Consider the following 18,272-nt stretch of genomic DNA (forward strand, 5'->3'; position numbering starts at 1 on the left):
CCGCCGTAGCGGCGGTGCTATCGCCAGACGGCCCGCGCTTGCGCAATGAATTCCATGGACTCGGCGCCGTCGAGCGCGACCCGGGCCATTCCCTCGAACGCGAGCCGATACATGTGCGTGATCTTCTCGTCGAGAAACTGGCTGACCGTGAGACTTTCCGTGTGAACGATGTCCGGAAAGACGACGTCGTGGACCGGGTCGAACTCCAGCAACTGGAACGACGCCTCCATCAGAGGATGGGCGACACCCAGCCGCAGGACGCGCAGAGTCACGTTCGGCATCTCCGCGACCTCGAGGAGATGGTCGAGCTGCGCTCGCATCACCGCGTGGTCGCCGACGAGGCGCTGCAGCACGGACTCGTCCAGCAGGACGGTGTATTCGACAGGTTCTGCTCTGTGCAGGATTCCCTGGCGACGCATCCGCACCTCGACCCTGCGGTCGATCTCCCGCGGCGGGACGGTGTCGAAAAGATGCAGCCCGGAGATCGTCGCGCGCGCGTACGCCTCGGTTTGCAGGAGGCCCGGAACGATGTAGGTCTCCCATTGCGTGATCTTGTTCGCTTCGTCTTCCAGTGCGATCAGTGCGGAGTAGCCGCCGGGCAGTTCCCGGTAACCCTCCCACCAGCCCTTCTCCGCGGCATCGTGTGCAAGGGCGATCAGCTCGGATCGGTGGGATTCGGCGATATCGTAGAGGTCGATGAGCGCGTGGATGTCGTCGATCTTCGCGCCGGTACGCGCGTTCTCCAGCCGGCTCACCTTGGCGGTCGACCAGGCCAGCCGCTCGGCGACATCGTCTCCGGTGAGTCCCTTCTGTTCCCTGAGCCGCCGGAGTTCGGCGGCGAGCCGGCGCTGCCGGACGTTCGGACCCCGGAACGGACTCATGTCCCCGGAGGCACTCCGAGACGCGACCACCGTTCCGACCCCCTTCTCGTCCGGGGAGCGGTCCCGTCGCAGTGTGCCGCATCGGGACCGTCCGTCGCTGCACGTTGGCTGATCATTTTACGGGTTTTTCCGCGCCCGCGCCGCACTGCAACTTCCGTGAAAACACACGCTAACCCACCTTTCGGGTGGCGGACCATGAATCGGACCCGGATCCCCCGCGCCATTGCGCCGGGGATCGCGGAACGGCTCCGGCCGGTTACACGGCGGTGGAGCGTGGCAGGCTAAGTCATGTGATCGTCCGGACGGCGCGCATGGGGAGCAGCGGATGAGGTACGCGCACGAGGTCGGCAAGGTGCGGGCGGCGGAGCGGGCGCTCATGGCGCGGCTCCCCGACGGCGCGCTGATGCAGCGCGCCGCCGCCGGGCTGGCGGCCGTCTGCGCCCGCGTCCTGCCCGCCGTCTACGGGTCCCGCGTCGTCCTGCTGGTCGGCGGTGGCGACAACGGCGGCGACGCCCTCTACGCGGGCGCCCGGCTGGCCCGCCGGGGCGCCCGGGTGCGCGCCGTCCAGGCCGGCTCCAAGATCCACGAAGCCGGGCTCGCCGCGCTGCGCGCCGCCGGCGGCCGCCTCCTCGACGGCGACCCCGAGCCCGCGATCGCCGGCGCCGACCTCATCGTCGACGGCCTCACCGGCATCGGCGGCACCGGCGCCCTCCGCGACCCGCACGCCCGCCTCGCCGCCCTCGCCTCCGCCGCGCCCGGCCTCGTCGTCGCCTGCGACGTCCCGAGCGGCGTCGACGCCGGCACCGGGTGCGTCGAGGGCGACGCCGTCCACGCCGACATCACCGTCACCTTCGGCACCCACAAGCCCGGCCTGCTCATCGACCCCGGCGCCGCCCACTGCGGCGTCGTCGAACTCGTCGACATCGGCCTCGGCGACGACCTGCCCGACCCCGACGTCGTCGCCGCCCGCCCCGCCGACGTCCGCCCGCCCGAGCCCGGCCCCGAGTCCGACAAGTACCGGCGCGGCGTCGTCGGCATCCTCGCCGGCGGCGACGAGTACACCGGCGCCGCCGTCCTCAGCACCGGCGGCGCCGTGCACGGCGGCGCCGGGATGGTCCGCTTCGCCTCCGTCGCGCACCCCGTCGAGCTCGTCCGGCAGCGCTGGCCCGAGGTCGTCACCACCGTGATCGACCCCGGCCCGCACGAGCCGAAGGTCCTCGAACGCGTCGGGCGCGTCCAGGCGTGGGTCGCCGGCCCCGGCCTCGGCACCGGCGACGCCGCCGAGTCGCTGCTGGCGGCCGTCCTGGCCACCGACCTGCCCGTCCTCGTCGACGCCGACGGCCTCACCGTCCTCGCCCGCCGCCGCGACCTGCTGCTGCGGCCCGCGCCGACCGTCCTCACCCCGCACGCGGGCGAGCTGTCCCGCCTCCTCGGCGTCCCCCGCGAGGACATCGAGGCGCGCCGGCTGGAGCACGCCCGCCGCGCCGCCGCCGAGCTGTCCGCGACGGTCCTGCTCAAGGGCTCCACGACGCTCGTCGCCGAGCAGGACCGCCCCGTCCGCGTGAACCCGACCGGCACCCCGCGGCTGGCCACCGCAGGCACCGGCGACGTCCTGTCCGGCCTGATCGGCGCCCTGCTCGCGGGCGGCATGCCGGCCCTCGACGCGGCCGCCTCCGGCGCCTACCTGCACGGCCTCGCCGCCCGCCTCGCGTCCGCGCCCCACCCGTCCGCCGCCGAGGCCCCGATCAGCGCTTACGACGTCATCACCGCCCTCCCCGACGCCTTCCGCAGTATTTGATGCAACCCCGGCCAGCGCGCTCGCCTGGCGGCTGTGTTCTCGCAATCCCGGCCCAGCGGCCTCGCCTGGCGGCTCGCCCGCTGACCGGTCTTGGGCGAGGGCGACCTCGCTTCGCGAGCTTCCCGATGGGCGCTCGCCTTCGGCGTCGCCCCCATCGGTCAGGTAACGCGCTCGCGTGCGGGGCGGTGGTTTGATCAAGGGAGAGCTCGGGCGTGGGCTGAACCGGGTGCGGGGAAAGTGCGTCATATCAGGCAAAGGGCGCACGGGGGTGGGCCCTGCGGGGGACGGGGCCTGTCCGCGATGCTTCGGGCACGGCCTGGGGAACGGCACACTGGGTAACCATGAGGGTTCCTGCGGAGGCGCGCGTCGATCTGGACGCCATTGCCGGGAACGTCGGGCTGCTGCGCGAGCGGGCGGGCGGCGCCGAGGTGATGGCGATGGTGAAGGCCGAGGCGTACGGGCACGGCCTGGTGGAGGCGGGGCGCGCGGCGCTGGCCGGCGGCGCGACGTGGCTGGGCGTGGCGAAACTGGCGGAGGCGCTGGCGCTGCGGGACGCGGGCGTGGACGTCCGGACGCTGGTGTGCCTGGGCGTGCCCGGCGAGCCGTACGAGCAGGCCGTGGCGCGCGACGTCGACATCACCGTGGGCGCGATGTGGCTGGTGGACGAGCTGGTCCGGGCGGCGGAGCTGGCGGGGCGCCCGGCGCGGGTGCACCTGAAGGCCGACACCGGCATGGCGCGGGGCGGGGCGCGCGGGCAGGACTGGCACGACCTGGTGGACGCGGCGCTGAAGGCGGAGGCGGCCGGGCACCTGCGGGTGGTCGGGGCGATGTCGCACTTCGCCTGCGCGGACGAGCCGGGCCACCCGTCGATCGGCACGCAGATCGGGGCGTTCACCGAGATGGTGGAGCACGCCGAGAAGGCGGGCGCGCGGTTCGAGGTCCGGCACCTGGCGAACTCGGCGGCGGCGCTGACGCTGCCGGAGGCGCGGTTCGACCTCGTACGGCCGGGTATCGCGACGTACGGGCTGACGCCGGTGCCGTCCCTCGGTACCTTCGGACTGCGGCCCGCGATGACGCTGGTCGCGGACGCGGCGCTGGTCAAGCGGGTGCCGGCGGGCAGCGGCGTGTCCTACGGGCACACCTACTTCACGTCGCGGGAGACGAACCTGGCGGTGGTGCCCGCCGGGTACGGGGACGGCATTCCGCGGCACGGCTCGAACGTGCTGGAGGTCCTCGCGGCCGGGCGCCGCCGGACGATCGCCGGGCGGGTCTGCATGGACCAGTTCGTCATCGACCTCGGTGACGACGAACTGGCGCCGGGGGAGGAGATCGTGCTGTTCGGGCCGGGGGACCGGGGCGAGCCGACCGCGCAGGAGTGGGCGGAGGCGCTCGGCACCATCTCGTATGAGATCGTCACCCGCATCGGGGCCCGGGTGCCGAGGGCCTACCGGGGGCGGCAGGGGGCGTGAGCATGGACGTCAGGAACAAGCGGCGGATCGGCGTCGCCGGGGTCGTGGCGGGCGTCGGCGCGGCCGGGATCGGCGCGGCGGTGGGCCTGCGGCACCTCGCGGTGGGCCGGGTGCGGCTGCGTCCCGACCCGGACGCGGACGAGCCGTTCGGCGAGCTGCGCGGCCGGGAGCTGACCGTCCGCGCCTCCGACGGCCTGGAACTGCACGCCGAGGTGGACGGCCCGGACGACGCCGGGCTCACGGTCGTGTTCTGCCACGGCTACTGCCTGAACGGCGACTCGTGGCACTACCAGCGCCGCGACCTGCGGGGACGACTGCGGACGGTGTTCTGGGACCAGCGCAGCCACGGCCGGTCGGGGCGCAGCGACCCGACCCATGCGACGATCGAGCAGACCGGCGAGGACCTGTACGCGGTGCTGCGGGCGGCGGTCCCGGAGGGGCCGGTGATCCTCGTCGGGCACTCGATGGGCGGAATGTCGATCATGGCGCTGGCGGACGCGCACCCCGAGCTGTTCGGGACGCGGGTCGTCGGCGTCGCGCTGGTGAACACCTCCTGCGGGGACCTCGCGGAGATGACGCTGGGGCTGCCACTGGTGCTGGCGAAGGTCGTCCGCCCGCTGGCGCCGCGGACGCTGCGGGGCCTCGGGCGGCGCGCCGAGCTGGTGGACCGGGCCCGCGGGCTGGGCGCCGACCTGGCGTTCGTCGTCACCCGGAAGATGGCGTTCGCCGACAAGCACGTCAGCCCGACGGTGGTGGACTTCCTGGAGCAGATGATCAGGGCGACGCCGATCGACGTGATCGCGGAGTTCTATCCGGCGCTGATGGTGCACGACAAGGTCGCGGCGCTGGAGCCGCTGGGCCGGGTGCCCGTGCTGGTGCTGGCGGGCGGCCGGGACCGGCTGACCCCGCCGGAGCACGGCCGCCGGATCGCGGCGGCGCTGCCGGACGCGGAGCTGGTAGAGGTGGACGAGGCCGGGCACGTGCTGCCGCTGGAGTACCCGGGCGTGGTCACCGGCGGCCTGCGCCGGCTGGTCGAGCGCGTCCGCCCCGGCTGCGACGAGGACGAGGAGGAGCGCACGGCGTGAAGGGCATGACGGCGTGAACGGCATGACGGTGACCGTCCCGACCGACCGGGACATGCGCGAGCTGGGGGTCCGGCTCGCCGGGCTGCTGCGGGCCGGGGACCTGCTGGTGATGACGGGGCACCTCGGCGCGGGCAAGACGACGCTGACGCAGGGGATCGGCGAGGGCCTGAAGGTCCGCGGGCCGGTGACCTCGCCGACGTTCGTCATCGCGCGGCTGCACCCGTCGCTGGCGGGCGGGCCGCCGCTGGTGCACGTGGACGCCTACCGGCTGGGCGGTTTCGCCGAGCTCGACGATCTCGATCTGGACGCCTCGCTGGCGGAATCGGTGACGATCGTGGAATGGGGAGAAGGGCTCGCGGAGGGCCTCGCCGACGACCGGCTGGAAGTGATCATTTCCCGCGGGGAGGGGCCGGGCGAGATCCGCGAAGTAAGGATCGAAGGGGTCGGTGATCGCTGGCGCGACCTGCCCGCCGACCTGGTCTGAGAAGGATCGGAGATCTTCCCCGAATTCGGTAAGTGGGCCCGGACCACTTTGCTGTGAGATGTCGTACTCTTTGCCGGAACGAACCTCACCTTCGCGACATATCAGAGATTTCCTCACAGCAGGAGTGGGATCCGGTGAGTGGCAGCCATCGCAGCGGCGACGACCGCACGGGGGACGGCGAGTACGCGCCGTACCCGGGACAGGACGGCCGCCGTGCCTCGGGCACGGGCGGCCACCAGGCGAGCACCGGGGGCTTCGAGAGCGGCTCCGGCGGCTACCCGACAGCGCCCCTCTCCAGCGGTGATCCCTCGTCCGGTGGTTACTCCACGGGCGGGTACCCGGCCGTGGAGTCCTCCACCGGCGGCTACTCCACGGGTGGCTACTCGACCGGTGGATACCCCACCCAGGGCGGCGACCGGTCCGGCGACAGCGGCCGCTACTCCACGAGCGGCGGCTACCCCACCGAGAGCGGCGGCTACTCCACGGCAAGTGGCGGCTACTCAACCGAGAGCGGCGGTTATCCCACCGGAGGCGGGGGCTCCGCGTCCGGAAGCGGACGCTACTCGACCGCCAGCGGCGCGTACGTGTCCGAAAGCGGCCGCTACCCGCCGGGCGGCCGCCCCTCCGGCGGCTACCCGGGCGAGAGCGGGAGCTACCCGATCGGCGACTACCGGACGGGCGGCAGCTACGAGACCGGCTCGGGCAGCGGCAACTACCCGGCCGACAGCGGCGGCTACTCGCGGCGTGACCGCTACGAAGCGGACAGCGGCGACTACCGCTCCGCCAGTGGCGACTACCGCTCCGCCAGTGGCGACTACCGCTCCGCCAGTGGCGACTACCGCTCCGCCAGTGGCGGCTACCGCACGGAGGGCGGCGGCTCGCGTTCGGGCAGCGGGGGATACGCGTCCGGAACCGGCGGCTACGCCTCCGAGAGCGGGGGATACGGATCCGGAAGCGGCGGCCACCGCGCGGGAAGCGGCGGCTACCGGTCCGGCAGCGGCAGCCACCGGGTCGCCCGCGAGCGCCGCGGCGGCCGGCGCGGCGCGATCCTGCTGGCCGCGGGCGGCGCCGTGGCGGCCTGCGCGCTCGCCGTGTTCGTCATCCTGCACGGTGTCGGCGGCGGCTCCGAGCACGGGACCGGCCAGGCCGTCGGCAGCGGCGCCGACAGCTCGCCGACCGCCGGCGGCGAGCGCTCCGAGGTGCCCGACTCCTGCTCCGTCGTCGCCGACGACCTGATCAACCGGCTCGCCCCCGGCTCCGAGCGCAACCCGGCCGACAACTACCAGAACAACGAGCAGCAGAACGGCTGCGTCTGGGGCGCCTACGCGGGCGACAACAAGCGCCAGCTCACCGTCGAGCTGCGCGCGATCGCCGGGACCGCCTCGCAGACCCCGACCGCCATCGCGCAGGGCACGATCTCCTCCGAGCGCAGCGCCGACGAGTCCGGCAAGTCGCTGCTCGCCGGCCAGGAGCTGACCGAGAAGAGCGACCTCAAGGGCGTCGGCGACGAGGGCTACCTGGTCTACAGCGTAGACAAGGGGCAGGGCTCCGGCGAGGCGATCACCAACGTGCGGCTGGCGAACGTCCTGGTCACGATCCACTACTCCGGCTCCGACGGCGGCGACCCGCTGTCGTCCAAGGACGCCGGCGACGGCGCCACCGAGGCGGCCAAGACCGTCCTTCAGTCGCTCGCCAAGGGCTGAACCGGCCCCGCCCCACCGGCGGCGCAGGGGGCTCCGGGGCGTCCGGGCCGTTCCGTCGCAGATGGGGACCGTCCAGGGCGGAGTCTGGACTAGGCTTACAACCCGTGCTGGTCTTGGCTTTCGACACCGCGACCGCCGCGATCACGGTGGCGCTTCATGAGTGGATCCCCGGCGAGGGCGCGCGGCGCCGCGGCCACGCCGAGGCCGTCGACCGGCGCCGGCACACCGAGCTGCTCACCCCGGCCATCAAGGCGGTGCTGGCGGAGGCCGGCGCGGCGCCCGACACCCTCAGCGCGATCGCCGTCGGCGTCGGCCCCGGCCCGTACACGGGCCTGCGGGTCGGGCTGGTCACGGCCCGCGCGATGGGCGCGTCCCTGAGCATCCCGGTGCACGGCGTCTGCACCCTCGACGCCATCGCCTGGGCCGCCGCGCGCGACGAGCCGTTCGCCGTCGCCACGGACGCCCGCCGCAAGGAGGTGTACTGGGCGCGGTACGAGTCGTCCCGCGCGCGGGCCACCGAACCCGCCGTCGGCCCCGCGTCCGACGTCTTGGACGGCGCGCCCGAGGGCCTTCCCGTCATCGGCGAGGGTGCCGCCCTGTACCCGGAGGTGCTCGGCGAGTCCGGGCACGAGCCGCTGCTGCCCACCGCGTCCGCCGTCGCGGAGCTCGCCGTCGCGCGGCTCGCCGGCGAGAAGGGCCCCGACCTGCTGCCGCCCGAACCGCTCTACCTGCGCCGTCCCGACGCGCGGGAGCCCGGCCCCCGCAAGAAGGTGACGCCGCGGTGACCGGCATGGCGACCGGCGTCGTGCTCCGCGGGATGACCCCGAAGGACCTGGCGGCCGTCCACCTGCTGGAGCAGGTGCTGTTCCCCGACGACGCGTGGAGCCCGCAGATGCTCGCCGACGAGCTCTCCGGGCAGCCGGACACCCGCCACTACGTCGTCGCCGAGGAGCCCGACGGCGACATCGTCGGCTACGCGGGCCTCGCCGCCGCGGGCGGGCAGGCCGACGTGCAGACGATCGGGGTCCGCGCCGACCGGCGCGGCGCCGGGATCGGCGCGGCGCTGCTCGCCGAGCTGATCGACGAGGCGTCCCGGCGCAACGCCGAGGCGGTGTTCCTGGAGGTCCGCGCCGACAACCCGCCCGCGCGCCGGCTCTACGAGCGGTTCGGGTTCTTCGAGGTCGGCGTCCGCAAGCGCTACTACCAGCCCGCCGACGTGGACGCGGTCGTCATGTGCCGCCGTCTGGAGCGCCGCCCGGTGGGCTTCACCAGGGGGAATTGATGATCCGCGAAGAGCCGCTGGTCCTCGGCATCGAGACCTCGTGCGACGAGACGGGCGTCGGCATCGTCCGCGGGCACACGCTGCTGGCCGACGCGATCGCCTCCAGCGTCGAGCAGCACGCCCGGTTCGGCGGCGTGGTGCCCGAGGTCGCGTCCCGCGCGCACCTGGAGGCGATGGGCCCGACCGTCGAGCGGGCCCTGAACGAGGCGCGCGTGACGTTCGACGACATCGACGCGTTCGCCGTCACCGCCGGCCCCGGCCTGCCCGGCGCCCTGATGGTCGGCGTCGCCGCCGCCAAGGCGTACGCGCTGTCGCTCGGCAAGCCGCTGTACGGCGTCAACCACCTCGCCGCGCACGTCTGCGTCGACCAGCTGGAGCACGGGCCGCTGCCGAAGCCGTGCGTCGCGATGCTGGTGTCCGGCGGGCACTCCTCGCTGCTGCTCGTCCCGGACGTGGCGGGCGACGTCCGCTCGCTCGGCAGCACCGTCGACGACGCGGCGGGCGAGGCGTTCGACAAGGTCGCGCGGGTCCTCGGCCTCGGCTTCCCGGGCGGCCCGGTGATCGACCGGATGGCCCGCGAGGGCGACCCCGCCGCGATCGCGTTCCCGCGCGGCAAGTACAACGACGGCACCTACGACTTCTCGTTCTCCGGCCTGAAGACCGCCGTGGCCCGGTGGGTGGAGGCGAAGGAGCGCGCGGGCGAGGCCGTCCCCGTCCCGGACGTCGCCGCGTCCTTCCAGGAGGCCGTCGTGGACGTCCTCACCCAGAAGGCCCTCAAGGTCTGCAAGGACAACGGCGTGCGCGACCTGCTGATCGGCGGCGGTGTCGCGGCGAACTCCCGGCTGCGCGCCCTCGCCGCCGAGCGCTGCGAGGCCGCGGGCGTCCGGCTGCGCGTCCCGCGCCCGAAGCTGTGCACGGACAACGGCGCGATGGTCGCCGCGCTCGGGTCCGAACTCGTCGCCTCCGGCCTCGCCCCGTCCGACCTGGACCTTCCGGCCGACTCCAGCCTGCCGATCGAGTCCGTCACCCTCTGAGGGCGGCCAGCAGGGCGTCGAGGTAGTCCTCGAAGAGGGGGACCTTGGCCTCGTCGACGATCCGGCCGTCGTCCTCGGGGAGCAGGTCGAGAAGGCAGCGGACGTCCCAGTACGGGTGGTGCGTGTAACCGCCGGAGACCTGGTCGAACGATCCGAGGAAGCGGTCGGCGACGGGCACCCCGTAGCGGAGCGCCAAGGCGCGGCGCATGCGCGCGACGTCGACGGCGACGGGCCCCGACGAGGCGTCCGACCAGTCGACCACGCCGGTCAGCTTGCCGTAGGACCACAGCGTGTTGTCGGGGTGGTAGTCGCGGTGGACGAACCGGGCGGGCGCCTCGGGGGCGGGCCCGGCGGCGATCTCGAACGCGCGCTCCCACAGCTGAGGGCGGAGCGCGTGCTTGGGCGGGAGCCGCTGGTCGAGCCGGTTGTAGGGGACGTACGGCGGCATCGTGGCCGCGCCGTTCAGCGCGTGCACGGGCAGCAGGGCGGCGGCCAGCTGGATGAGGTACTCGGGCAGGTCGTCGGGGGACGGGCGCGGCGGGTGGCCGGTCAGCCGGGTGATCAGCAGGGCGGGGACGTCGCAGTGCGCGCCGGACGGGTCGGCGGCGACGAGCTCGGGGGTCGGGATCTCGCAGCCGGCGAGCAGCGCGAGCGCGGCGATCTCGCGTTCGGGGGAGAACTCGGTGTCGCCGTAGGAGCGGCGGCCGGGGCCCGCGTCCAGGCCGGAGTCGCGCCCGGTCCACCGGCGCAGCACGAGCCGGTGCGCGCTGCCGGACGGCGTCTCGACGACGAGCGCGTGGTTGGCGTGCGCGGTGCCGCCGGGCAGCGGCCGCACCATCCGCACCTCGGCGCCCTCGCCGAGACAGCCCTCGACCCAGCGCAGGATGGCGTGGCCGGGCAGGGCGCCGGTCGGCAGGCACTGGGCCGGTGTGGGAGTCACGAGATCCATGAAAACGGATTCCGAAGGGTATTGGGAGTGATTTTGCGAAGACGGAACGTAACAAAATGCACGTCATCGCGGGGTCTTGGTGGAGGCTCTCCGGTCATCGCGCCGGTTACCCGGACGAACTCAATGGATCCGGTGGGGTATCCGAAGCCCTGGCCGAGGGGGCGGCGACGGGGCGGGACACGGCGCAGGGTGGGGCCGCGCCACGACCCCACCCGACCCGTATCCCGGAGCCCGTACCCCGTCGCTCGTCCTCGCCGTCGCCGTCGCCGTCGCCGTTCCCCGCCCGTCGCTAGTCCTTGCCGTCGCGGCGGGGGCGCAGGAGGGCCTCGGCCAGCGCGAGCATCGTCTCCTCCAGCGTGGACAGCCGCTTCAGCACGTCCTCGTGCACCGCGTTGACCTGCTTCGACACATCGTCGTGGACGCCGTCGACCTTCCTTCCGACCTCGTCCTGCACGTACGAGAACCGCTTGGCGAACTCGGCCTGCACCGCCTCGGCCCGGCGCGTCACCTCGTCCTGCACGCCGTCCACCCGGCGCCCGAACTCCTCCTGCGCGCCGCCGACCTGGCGGGCCATGTCCTCCTGCATCCCGGCGACCTGCTTGGCGACGTTGTCGTTGATGGCGCCGACCTGCCGGCTGACGTCCTCGTGGATGTCCCCGATCCGCTTGCCGAAGTCGTCGTGCACCCCGCTGACCTGCCGCACCACCTCGCTGTGCACGGACTCGACCTGCTTGGTGACATCGGTGTGCACCGACTCCACCCGGCGGGACACGAGGTCGACCTGCGCGGTGAACTCCTCCAGTGCCACATCGACGCGCTTGGCGACCTCCTCGTGGATGCCCTCGATCCGCTTGCGGACGTCGTCGTGCACGTCCTCGAACCGGCGGGAGAACTCGTCCATGCGCCGGGCGACGTCGCTGTAGGCCGTCTCGGCGATCTGCGACATCGTGGCCTTGACCTCGTCGCGGTCCGGCCGGGCGCGCAGCTCCTCGATCAGCGGGTCGACCGCGTCGGCCAGGTGCTTCTCCAGCGCGTCGAACCGGTCGCTGTGGTCCATCGGCGGGCGCCGCGCCAGCTCGCCCAGCACCCGGTGCATCTCGGCGATCTCCAGCGTGGCCGGGAGCCGCGCGATGCGCTCGCCCACGCCGTCGATCCGGCCGTCGATGCTCTCGAACCGGCCGTCCAGACCCTCCAGCTTGCCCGACAGGCCCTCGAGGCGCCCGTCGACCCCGTCCAGCCGCCCGTCCAGCCCGTCGAGGCGGCCGCCGACGCCCTCGACCCGGCCGTTGACCGCCTCAAGCCCCTGCTCCATCCGCTCGGCCATCTCCCCGAGCGACTGGTCGACCCGTGCCGTGACGCCGGTGATCGAGTGCTCCAGCCGCTCGGACCGGTGCCCGAGCTCGGCCAGCGACTTGTCCAGCCGGTTGAAGCGGACGGACGCGGCCTCCATGCTGCCCTGGAGCTTGTCCAGCCGCTTGGTCATCTCCTCCATGCGCTGCGACGCCTGCTGGGTGGCGTCGGTGATGTGCTGCGCGGAGTCGAGGACGGCCTGGATGCGGGTCAGCCCCTCGTCGACGTTCTCGGCGACGACGCCGACGTCGGCCCACAGCGCGGGGAGCTCGGCGACCGGCTTGACCCGCTCGCCGAGGCCGTCGATGTGCTCGGCCAGCCCCTCGGCCCATTCGGGGGGCTTGCCGACCAGCTCGTCGACCTGGCCCCGCACGCTGTCGAGCTGCCCCGTCAGCCCGCTGAGCTCGCGCTCGCGGACCTCGCGGAGCAGCCACTCCATACCCTCCAGCCGCTGGCGGATCTCGTCCAGGACCTGACCCTGTGAGCGCTGTTCATAGACGTGGTCCTGCGCCGCACGGGCGAGCAACTCCCGCATCCGATCCGAGACCGGTTGACCCCCCGTCTGCAGGAAGTTGTGATTCGTTTCCACCCGATGCTCCTTCGTGTGCCGGACGCGTCGAAATGGCGCACGGCAATGAATCGTGAAGTCGCCACTGTAGTGCGTGTGAAGCGCCGCTATAACGGGTAGCAGGGAACGTCGCGGGTTCTGCGGAATGCGCCTGTTATCCCGATGGTGTGAATTGACGTTGACCACCGTCCATAAGGTGATTTCCGCAGTTTGAGGGCTTCGGGGTGATTGCGGCGGTCGGTTCCGTCACCGCGCCAGCGCCCTGACGCCGCCGGAGCGCCTGCGGCGGGGGCTCTGTCCGTACATCTCGTCCAACATCGGCAGTTCCCGAGCCGCCCTCCCGGCGCGGCGCCCCGGCGCGGGGACGTCCGGCCGGGCGCCCGGCCGCCCGGCCCGCGGCCATTTCAGGCCGGCATTCGTGGGAGCCCGGAACCCGATCGCTGAACCTGCCTTGGTGTTTTGCCGTCCCTGGCTCTCGCCGTGCCGTTTCGCCTGCCGCCGCACCCACCTTGCCAGGCGCCCGGAATCCCTGGTGAACGCAATACAGAAAAGCGCCGATGATTTGCACGGGCATGGTGCGTCCCACGGACGTCCTTGGCGTTGCGGTGCCGTGCGGAGATCTTTGGACCGTTTAGCGGGCGCGGCCCGCCCTGGGCGGGTCGGCGTCCGCCGTCCCGGGCCGCGCGACGGGCCGGGCGAGCAGCGCGACCGGGTCCCGGCCGACCCGCGTCACCACCACCGTGGTCTCGGCGGCGCCGTACCCGGCCCGCCGCCCGCCGAAGCCGAGGTCGCGGCGGAGCCGGTCCACGTCGACCGCCGACCCCCGCTTCTTGACCGTCAGCACGCCGGTCCCGAGGCGCCGCAGCTCGGCCTTGAGCCGCTTCACCGAGAACGGCAGCACGCCGTCGATCTCGTACGCGGACGCGAACGGCGTCGGGCGCAGCTCGTCGGACGTGACGTAGGCGATGTGCGGGTCCGCGAGCCCGCCGCCGACCAGGTCCGCGACCTCGGCGACGAGATGCGCCCGGATGACGGCCCCGTCCGGCTCGTAGAGGTAGCGGCCCCAGGGGCGGACGTCCGGATCGCCGAGCCCGGCCGGGACCAGCGTGACCGCCTCCCCGGCGGCGGTGCCGTCGGCCGGCAGGAGCGTGGCGCGGCGTCGCACGTCCCCTGCGAGGCCGCCCAGCCACAGGGCGGCCTCCTTCACGTCCCCGCCGACCGACACCCACTCCGCCTCCGCGCCGTCCGGCACGGCCTCGTGCGGGATGCCGGGCGCGACCTTGACGCACGCCGCCGGCGCCCGTCCGGCGAGGCCGAGGACGGCGTCGAGCGGCGGCTCGTAGGAGCGCGGGTCGAAGACGCGGCCCCGTGCCGTCCGGCGGCCGGGGTCGGCGAACACGGCCGCGTGCCCGTCCGGGTCCTCGTCCAAGGCGTCGCCTAAGCGCACGCGCGCGAGGCCGTCCAAGTCGAACGCCGTCACGTTGGCGCCGGCCACCTCGGCCGTCAGCGGGTCGCGTTCAACGCCGTCGCCCGTCAGACCCACTCGGGAACGCGCCATAAGGTCGGCACCGATGCCGCATCCCAGTTCCAGTACGCGCGCGCCTGCGGGCAGCCCAGAGGCGAAGCGTCGCGCGCGATGCGCTGCCACGCTCGCACGCGTGGACTGCTCCAGGCCGGCCTGGGTGAAGTACATGCGGCCCGCGTCGGAACCGAACTTCGCCTCGGCGCGCCGCCGGAGCCGCACCTGGGTCAGCGCCGCCGCCACGAGGTCCGCCCCGTGCCGCTCGCGCAGCCGCGACGCCGTGCCGAGCAACCCGGCCTCCGAGATGTCCGCTTCGCCCGCCTCTGCCAGAAGTGCCTGGCCGACGGGGGTGAGCAGCTCCCGGAACGACGCGATGTCCATGCCTGGACCGTACCGAGCGCGGCGCCCGGGTGATCCGCGGGTGAACGCGCCGGAACGCCGCGGGCCGTGCCTCCGTGTCCGTGTTGACGGGCCAACGGGCACGGCATAGTCTCACTGACTGGCACTCTCACTGCGAGAGTGCCAACACAGCGACAAGGTCGGTCTGGCACCCGCGACGACAGGCCGGTCCAGGGTCGCCTCTCTGTCACATGTGCCGGCGGCCTGCCATGGCCGCCGAGGACCAATCGAAGGGGAGGTCAGATCGTGACGACCGCCACCAAGGTTGTTCTCAAGCCGCTCGAGGACCGCATCGTCGTCCAGCCGCTTGAGGCCGAGACCACCACCGCCTCCGGCCTGGTGATCCCGGACACCGCCAAGGAGAAGCCGCAGGAGGGCACCGTCCTGGCCGTCGGCCCGGGCCGCGTCGACGACAAGGGCGAGCGCGTCCCGGTCGACGTCAAGGTCGGCGAGGTCGTGCTCTACAGCAAGTACGGCGGCACCGAGGTCAAGTACAACGGCGAGGACTACCTCGTCCTCTCGGCCCGCGACGTGCTCGCGGTCATCGAGAAGTAATCACCGAGACGTGATGCGCCCGCCCCGGCCCGCGCCGCCCACCGGCGGGGCGGCCGGGGCGGATCGCGTGACATAGGAGTTAACCCCATGGCGAAGATCCTGGAGTTCGAGGAGGACGCTCGCCGGGCTCTTGAGCGCGGCGTCAACGCTCTCGCGGACGCCGTCAAGGTGACGATCGGCCCGCGCGGCCGCAACGTCGTCATCGACAAGAAGTTCGGCGCGCCGACCATCACCAACGACGGCGTCACCATCGCCCGCGAGGTGGAGCTGGAGGACCCCTACGAGAACCTCGGGGCCCAGCTCGCCAAGGAAGTGGCGACCAAGACCAACGACATCGCGGGCGACGGCACCACCACGGCGACCGTCCTCGCCCAGGCCCTCGTCCGCGAGGGCATCCGCAACGTGGCCGCCGGCGCCTCGCCGCTCGGCCTCAAGCGCGGTATCGACGCGGCCGCCCAGCACGTGTCCGACCAGCTCCTGAAGTCGGCCCGCGAGGTCGACGAGAAGGGCGAGATCGCGCACGTCGCCACCATCTCCGCCCAGGACGCGCAGATCGGCGAGCTGATCGCCGAGGCGTTCGACAAGGTCGGCAAGGACGGCGTCATCACCGTCGAGGAGGCCCACACCATGGGCCTCGAGTTGGAGTTCACCGAGGGCCTCCAGTTCGACAAGGGCTACCTGTCGCCGCACATGGTCACCGACCCCGAGCGCATGGAGGCCGTCCTGGAGGACGCCTACGTGCTCATCGTGGACGGCAAGATCTCCAACGTGCAGGAGTTCCTGCCGCTGGCGGAGAAGGTCGCCCAGACCAAGAAGCCGCTGCTGGTCGTGGCCGAGGACGTCGAGGGCGAGGCCCTGGCACTGCTCGTCGCCAACAAGATCCGCGGCACCTTCACCTCCGTCGCCGTCAAGGCGCCGGGCTTCGGCGACCGCCGCAAGGCGATGCTGGGCGACATGGCCACCCTCACCGGCGGCCAGGTCGTCAGCGAGGCCATCGGCCTCAAGCTCGACTCGATCGGGCTCGAGGACCTCGGCCGCGCCCGCCGCATCACCGTCACCAAGGACGCCACCACCATCGTCGACGGTGAGGGCTCCGCGGACGAGATCACCGCGCGGGTCAACCAGATCAAGGTCGAGATCGAGAACTCCGACTCCGACTGGGACCGCGAGAAGCTGCAGGAGCGCCTGGCCAAGCTGGCCGGCGGGGTCTGCGTGCTGCGCGTCGGCGCCGCCACCGAGGTGGAGCTGAAGGAGAAGAAGCACCGCCTGGAGGACGCCATCTCGGCGACCCGCGCGGCGATCGAGGAGGGCATCGTGTCCGGCGGCGGCAGCGCGCTGGTGCACGTGGCCAAGGAGGGCTTCGACGCCCTCGGCCTGTCCGGCGACGAGGCCACCGGCGCGGACGCGGTGCGCCGCGCGCTGGTCGAGCCGCTGCGCTGGATCTCCGAGAACGCCGGCCAGGAGGGCTACGTCGTCGTCTCCAAGGTGCAGGAGCTGCAGCCGGGCCACGGCTACAACGCCGCCACCGGCGAGTACGGCGACCTGATCGCCCAGGGCGTCATCGACCCGGTCAAGGTGACCCGTTCGGCCGTCACCAACGCCGCGTCGATCGCGGGCATGCTGCTCACCACCGAGGCGCTCGTCGTGGACAAGCCCGAGGAGGAGGAGCCGGCGGCCGGCGGCCACGGGCACGGCCACGGTCACTGATCGTCCGTTCTCGGCGGGCGTGCGGCTCGCCCGCCGCGGAGATCACCGAGGCCCCCGCCCGTCACCGGGCGGGGGCCTTCGCCGTCCCCGCCCCTCCCACCGCCGTTCCGCCCCGGCCGCCGCCGTTCCGGCCTTCCCCCGCCGTTCCGGCCCTCCCGCCGCCTTTCTGTCCGCGTGGGGAGGAACACATCTCTCTCCGCATGGGGGAGGGTCACGCCGCCACTCTGGGCACTTGAGTGACAGCAATGCGTGGTATTTCCGGGCTCGTCCCCGCACTGTGACCATTCCGTTGCCGACGACAGTGGCGACACGCCCGGCGGTGCTGGGCATCATGCTTGACGTGACCGAGGGAAGCTACGCCGGGACCATGACCGCGCGCGCTGTCGAACCCTCGGGGGGACCGGCCCCTCCGCCGCGCCACGACACCGGCCGCCGCATGCGCGTGCTCCGCGCGGCGAACGAGGGCGACGGCGACCTCCGGGAACTCGCCAACCTCGCCGTGCAGGGCGATCCGGGCGCCATCGAGGTGCTCATCGGCGAGGTCCGCCCGATGATCGTGCGGTACTGCCGCGCGCGTCTCGGCCGCGTCTCCGGGCAGTACCACATCGCCGACGACGTGGCCCAGGAGGTCTGCATCGCGGTGCTGTCGGCGCTGCCCCGCTACCGCGACATGGGGCGCCCGTTCGCGTCCTTCGTCTTCGGCATCGCCTCGCACAAGATCGCCGACGCGCTGCGCAGCGCGGTCCGCGCGGCCGTGCCCACCGAGGACCTGCCCGACGGCCCGGACGACCGTCCGGGACCCGAGGAGACGGTGGTCCGCTACATCGAGGCGCAGCGCGCCCGCGACCTGCTCACGCGGCTCCCCGACCACCAGCGCGAGCTGGTGCTGCTGCGCGTGGTGGCGGGCCTGTCGGCGGAGGAGACCGGTAATGTGCTGGGCATGTCCGCGGGGGCGGTACGGGTCGCGCAGCACCGGGCCCTGGCCCGGCTCCGCGCGATGGCCAGAGAGGAGTCGATCGCTTGACGGAGCGGAGCCCTGGCGCCCCGGATCCGGTCGGGCCTTCGAACTCCGGCGGGACCCGCGAGCCGGGGAGCCGGCCGCCGGCCCCGGCGGTCACCCTGCTCGCCGATCTCGGCGCGGTGCGCCGTACCGACGCGCTCATCGACGCGCTGGCGGCGCGGCGCGCTGTCGGCTCCACGGGCCGACCCGCGGCTGACCGCGCCGCCGGCGAGAAACGCGCCGCCGGGGAATGCGCCCGCGCCGCCGACGGCGACGAGGGCTCGGCCGACCCCGCCGTCCGGCTGCTGCGCGCGCTGATCGCGGACGTCGACGACCAGGACCCCGGACGCGACGCCTCCGGCCCGTCCGATCCCGGCCCCGGAACGCCGCCGCCGGCCCCCGGGCCGGGCCCGCGCCGCCGCGGCCCCCGCACCATCGTCGCGCTCGGCGTCGCCGGGGCCGTGCTGGCCAGCACCGGCGGCGCCG

General features: G+C 73.4%; 16 protein-coding genes. 12 read left to right on the forward strand and 4 right to left on the reverse strand.

Translation table 11 applies throughout. From position 1 onward, the window contains the following. Positions 1-17: 17 nt before the first annotated feature. Positions 18-881: a helix-turn-helix transcriptional regulator gene (locus amrb99_RS30945; protein ID WP_190862706.1), complete on the reverse strand. Its 864-nt coding sequence runs from the start codon at positions 879-881 to the stop codon at positions 18-20. A gap of 325 nt (positions 882-1,206) precedes the next feature. On the opposite strand from amrb99_RS30945, the gene amrb99_RS30950 reads away from it, so the two are divergent. From amrb99_RS30950 to tsaD, 8 genes are all read left to right on the forward strand, one after another. Further along, entirely contained in the window at positions 1,207-2,679 is a 1,473-nt protein-coding gene (locus amrb99_RS30950) for an NAD(P)H-hydrate dehydratase (protein WP_190862708.1), read from the forward strand. 341 nt (positions 2,680-3,020) lie between these two features. Continuing rightward, positions 3,021-4,148, forward strand: coding sequence for an alanine racemase (gene alr, locus amrb99_RS30955; RefSeq protein WP_190862711.1), 1,128 nt, complete (start codon positions 3,021-3,023; stop codon positions 4,146-4,148). 2 nt (positions 4,149-4,150) lie between these two features. Next, complete coding sequence (locus amrb99_RS30960) at positions 4,151-5,233, forward strand: alpha/beta hydrolase (protein ID WP_190862713.1); 1,083 nt, start codon at positions 4,151-4,153, stop codon at positions 5,231-5,233. A gap of 22 nt (positions 5,234-5,255) precedes the next feature. Continuing rightward, entirely contained in the window at positions 5,256-5,717 is a 462-nt protein-coding gene (gene tsaE / locus amrb99_RS30965) for a tRNA (adenosine(37)-N6)-threonylcarbamoyltransferase complex ATPase subunit type 1 TsaE (RefSeq protein WP_190862746.1), read from the forward strand. A gap of 134 nt (positions 5,718-5,851) precedes the next feature. After that, a complete protein-coding gene (locus amrb99_RS30970) occupies positions 5,852-7,420 on the forward strand; it encodes a hypothetical protein (RefSeq protein ID WP_190862715.1) in 1,569 nt (522 codons plus the stop codon). A gap of 104 nt (positions 7,421-7,524) precedes the next feature. After that, on the forward strand, positions 7,525-8,205 hold the full coding sequence (gene tsaB, locus amrb99_RS30975) for a tRNA (adenosine(37)-N6)-threonylcarbamoyltransferase complex dimerization subunit type 1 TsaB (RefSeq protein ID WP_190862718.1): 681 nt from the start codon (positions 7,525-7,527) through the stop codon (positions 8,203-8,205). A 5-nt stretch (positions 8,206-8,210) separates the two neighbouring features. After that, on the forward strand, positions 8,211-8,702 hold the full coding sequence (gene rimI / locus amrb99_RS30980) for a ribosomal protein S18-alanine N-acetyltransferase (RefSeq protein WP_190862747.1): 492 nt from the start codon (positions 8,211-8,213) through the stop codon (positions 8,700-8,702). After that, positions 8,702-9,736 carry a tRNA (adenosine(37)-N6)-threonylcarbamoyltransferase complex transferase subunit TsaD gene (gene tsaD / locus amrb99_RS30985; protein ID WP_190862720.1) on the forward strand — a complete coding sequence of 345 codons (1,035 nt, stop codon included), beginning with the start codon at positions 8,702-8,704 and terminating at the stop codon, positions 9,734-9,736. The genes rimI and tsaD overlap by 1 nt, the downstream gene beginning before the upstream one ends. On the opposite strand, the gene amrb99_RS30990 is transcribed toward tsaD, so the two are convergent. The 3 genes from amrb99_RS30990 to amrb99_RS31000 all read right to left on the reverse strand — a co-directional run bounded on the left by amrb99_RS30990 (position 9,726) and on the right by amrb99_RS31000 (position 14,506). Next, positions 9,726-10,685 carry an aminoglycoside phosphotransferase family protein gene (locus tag amrb99_RS30990; RefSeq protein ID WP_190862722.1) on the reverse strand — a complete coding sequence of 320 codons (960 nt, stop codon included), beginning with the start codon at positions 10,683-10,685 and terminating at the stop codon, positions 9,726-9,728. The genes tsaD and amrb99_RS30990 overlap by 11 nt on opposite strands. A 289-nt stretch (positions 10,686-10,974) precedes the next feature. Then, positions 10,975-12,570, reverse strand: a complete 1,596-nt coding sequence (locus tag amrb99_RS30995; protein ID WP_190862734.1) for a hypothetical protein — start codon at positions 12,568-12,570, stop codon at positions 10,975-10,977. 664 nt (positions 12,571-13,234) lie between these two features. After that, positions 13,235-14,506, reverse strand: coding sequence for an SAM-dependent methyltransferase (locus tag amrb99_RS31000; protein WP_190862736.1), 1,272 nt, complete (start codon positions 14,504-14,506; stop codon positions 13,235-13,237). A gap of 261 nt (positions 14,507-14,767) precedes the next feature. Here amrb99_RS31000 and groES point away from each other — a divergent pair, with 261 nt between their 5' ends. The 4 genes from groES to amrb99_RS31020 form a co-directional block, all read left to right on the forward strand. Further along, on the forward strand, positions 14,768-15,079 hold the full coding sequence (groES, locus tag amrb99_RS31005; RefSeq protein ID WP_205718926.1) for a co-chaperone GroES: 312 nt from the start codon (positions 14,768-14,770) through the stop codon (positions 15,077-15,079). Between the two features lie 87 nt (positions 15,080-15,166). Continuing rightward, positions 15,167-16,786 carry a chaperonin GroEL gene (groL, locus tag amrb99_RS31010; protein ID WP_190862738.1) on the forward strand — a complete coding sequence of 540 codons (1,620 nt, stop codon included), beginning with the start codon at positions 15,167-15,169 and terminating at the stop codon, positions 16,784-16,786. Between the two features lie 436 nt (positions 16,787-17,222). Continuing rightward, on the forward strand, positions 17,223-17,810 hold the full coding sequence (locus tag amrb99_RS31015; protein ID WP_151542703.1) for a sigma-70 family RNA polymerase sigma factor: 588 nt from the start codon (positions 17,223-17,225) through the stop codon (positions 17,808-17,810). Continuing rightward, positions 17,807-18,272: anti-sigma-D factor RsdA (locus tag amrb99_RS31020; protein WP_241756093.1), on the forward strand; the 466-nt coding region annotated here is incomplete at its 3' end. The genes amrb99_RS31015 and amrb99_RS31020, both read left to right, overlap by 4 nt.

Origin of the sequence: Actinomadura sp. RB99 (assembly GCF_014706005.1) — a bacterium.
Classification (GTDB): Bacteria; Actinomycetota; Actinomycetes; order Streptosporangiales; family Streptosporangiaceae; genus Spirillospora.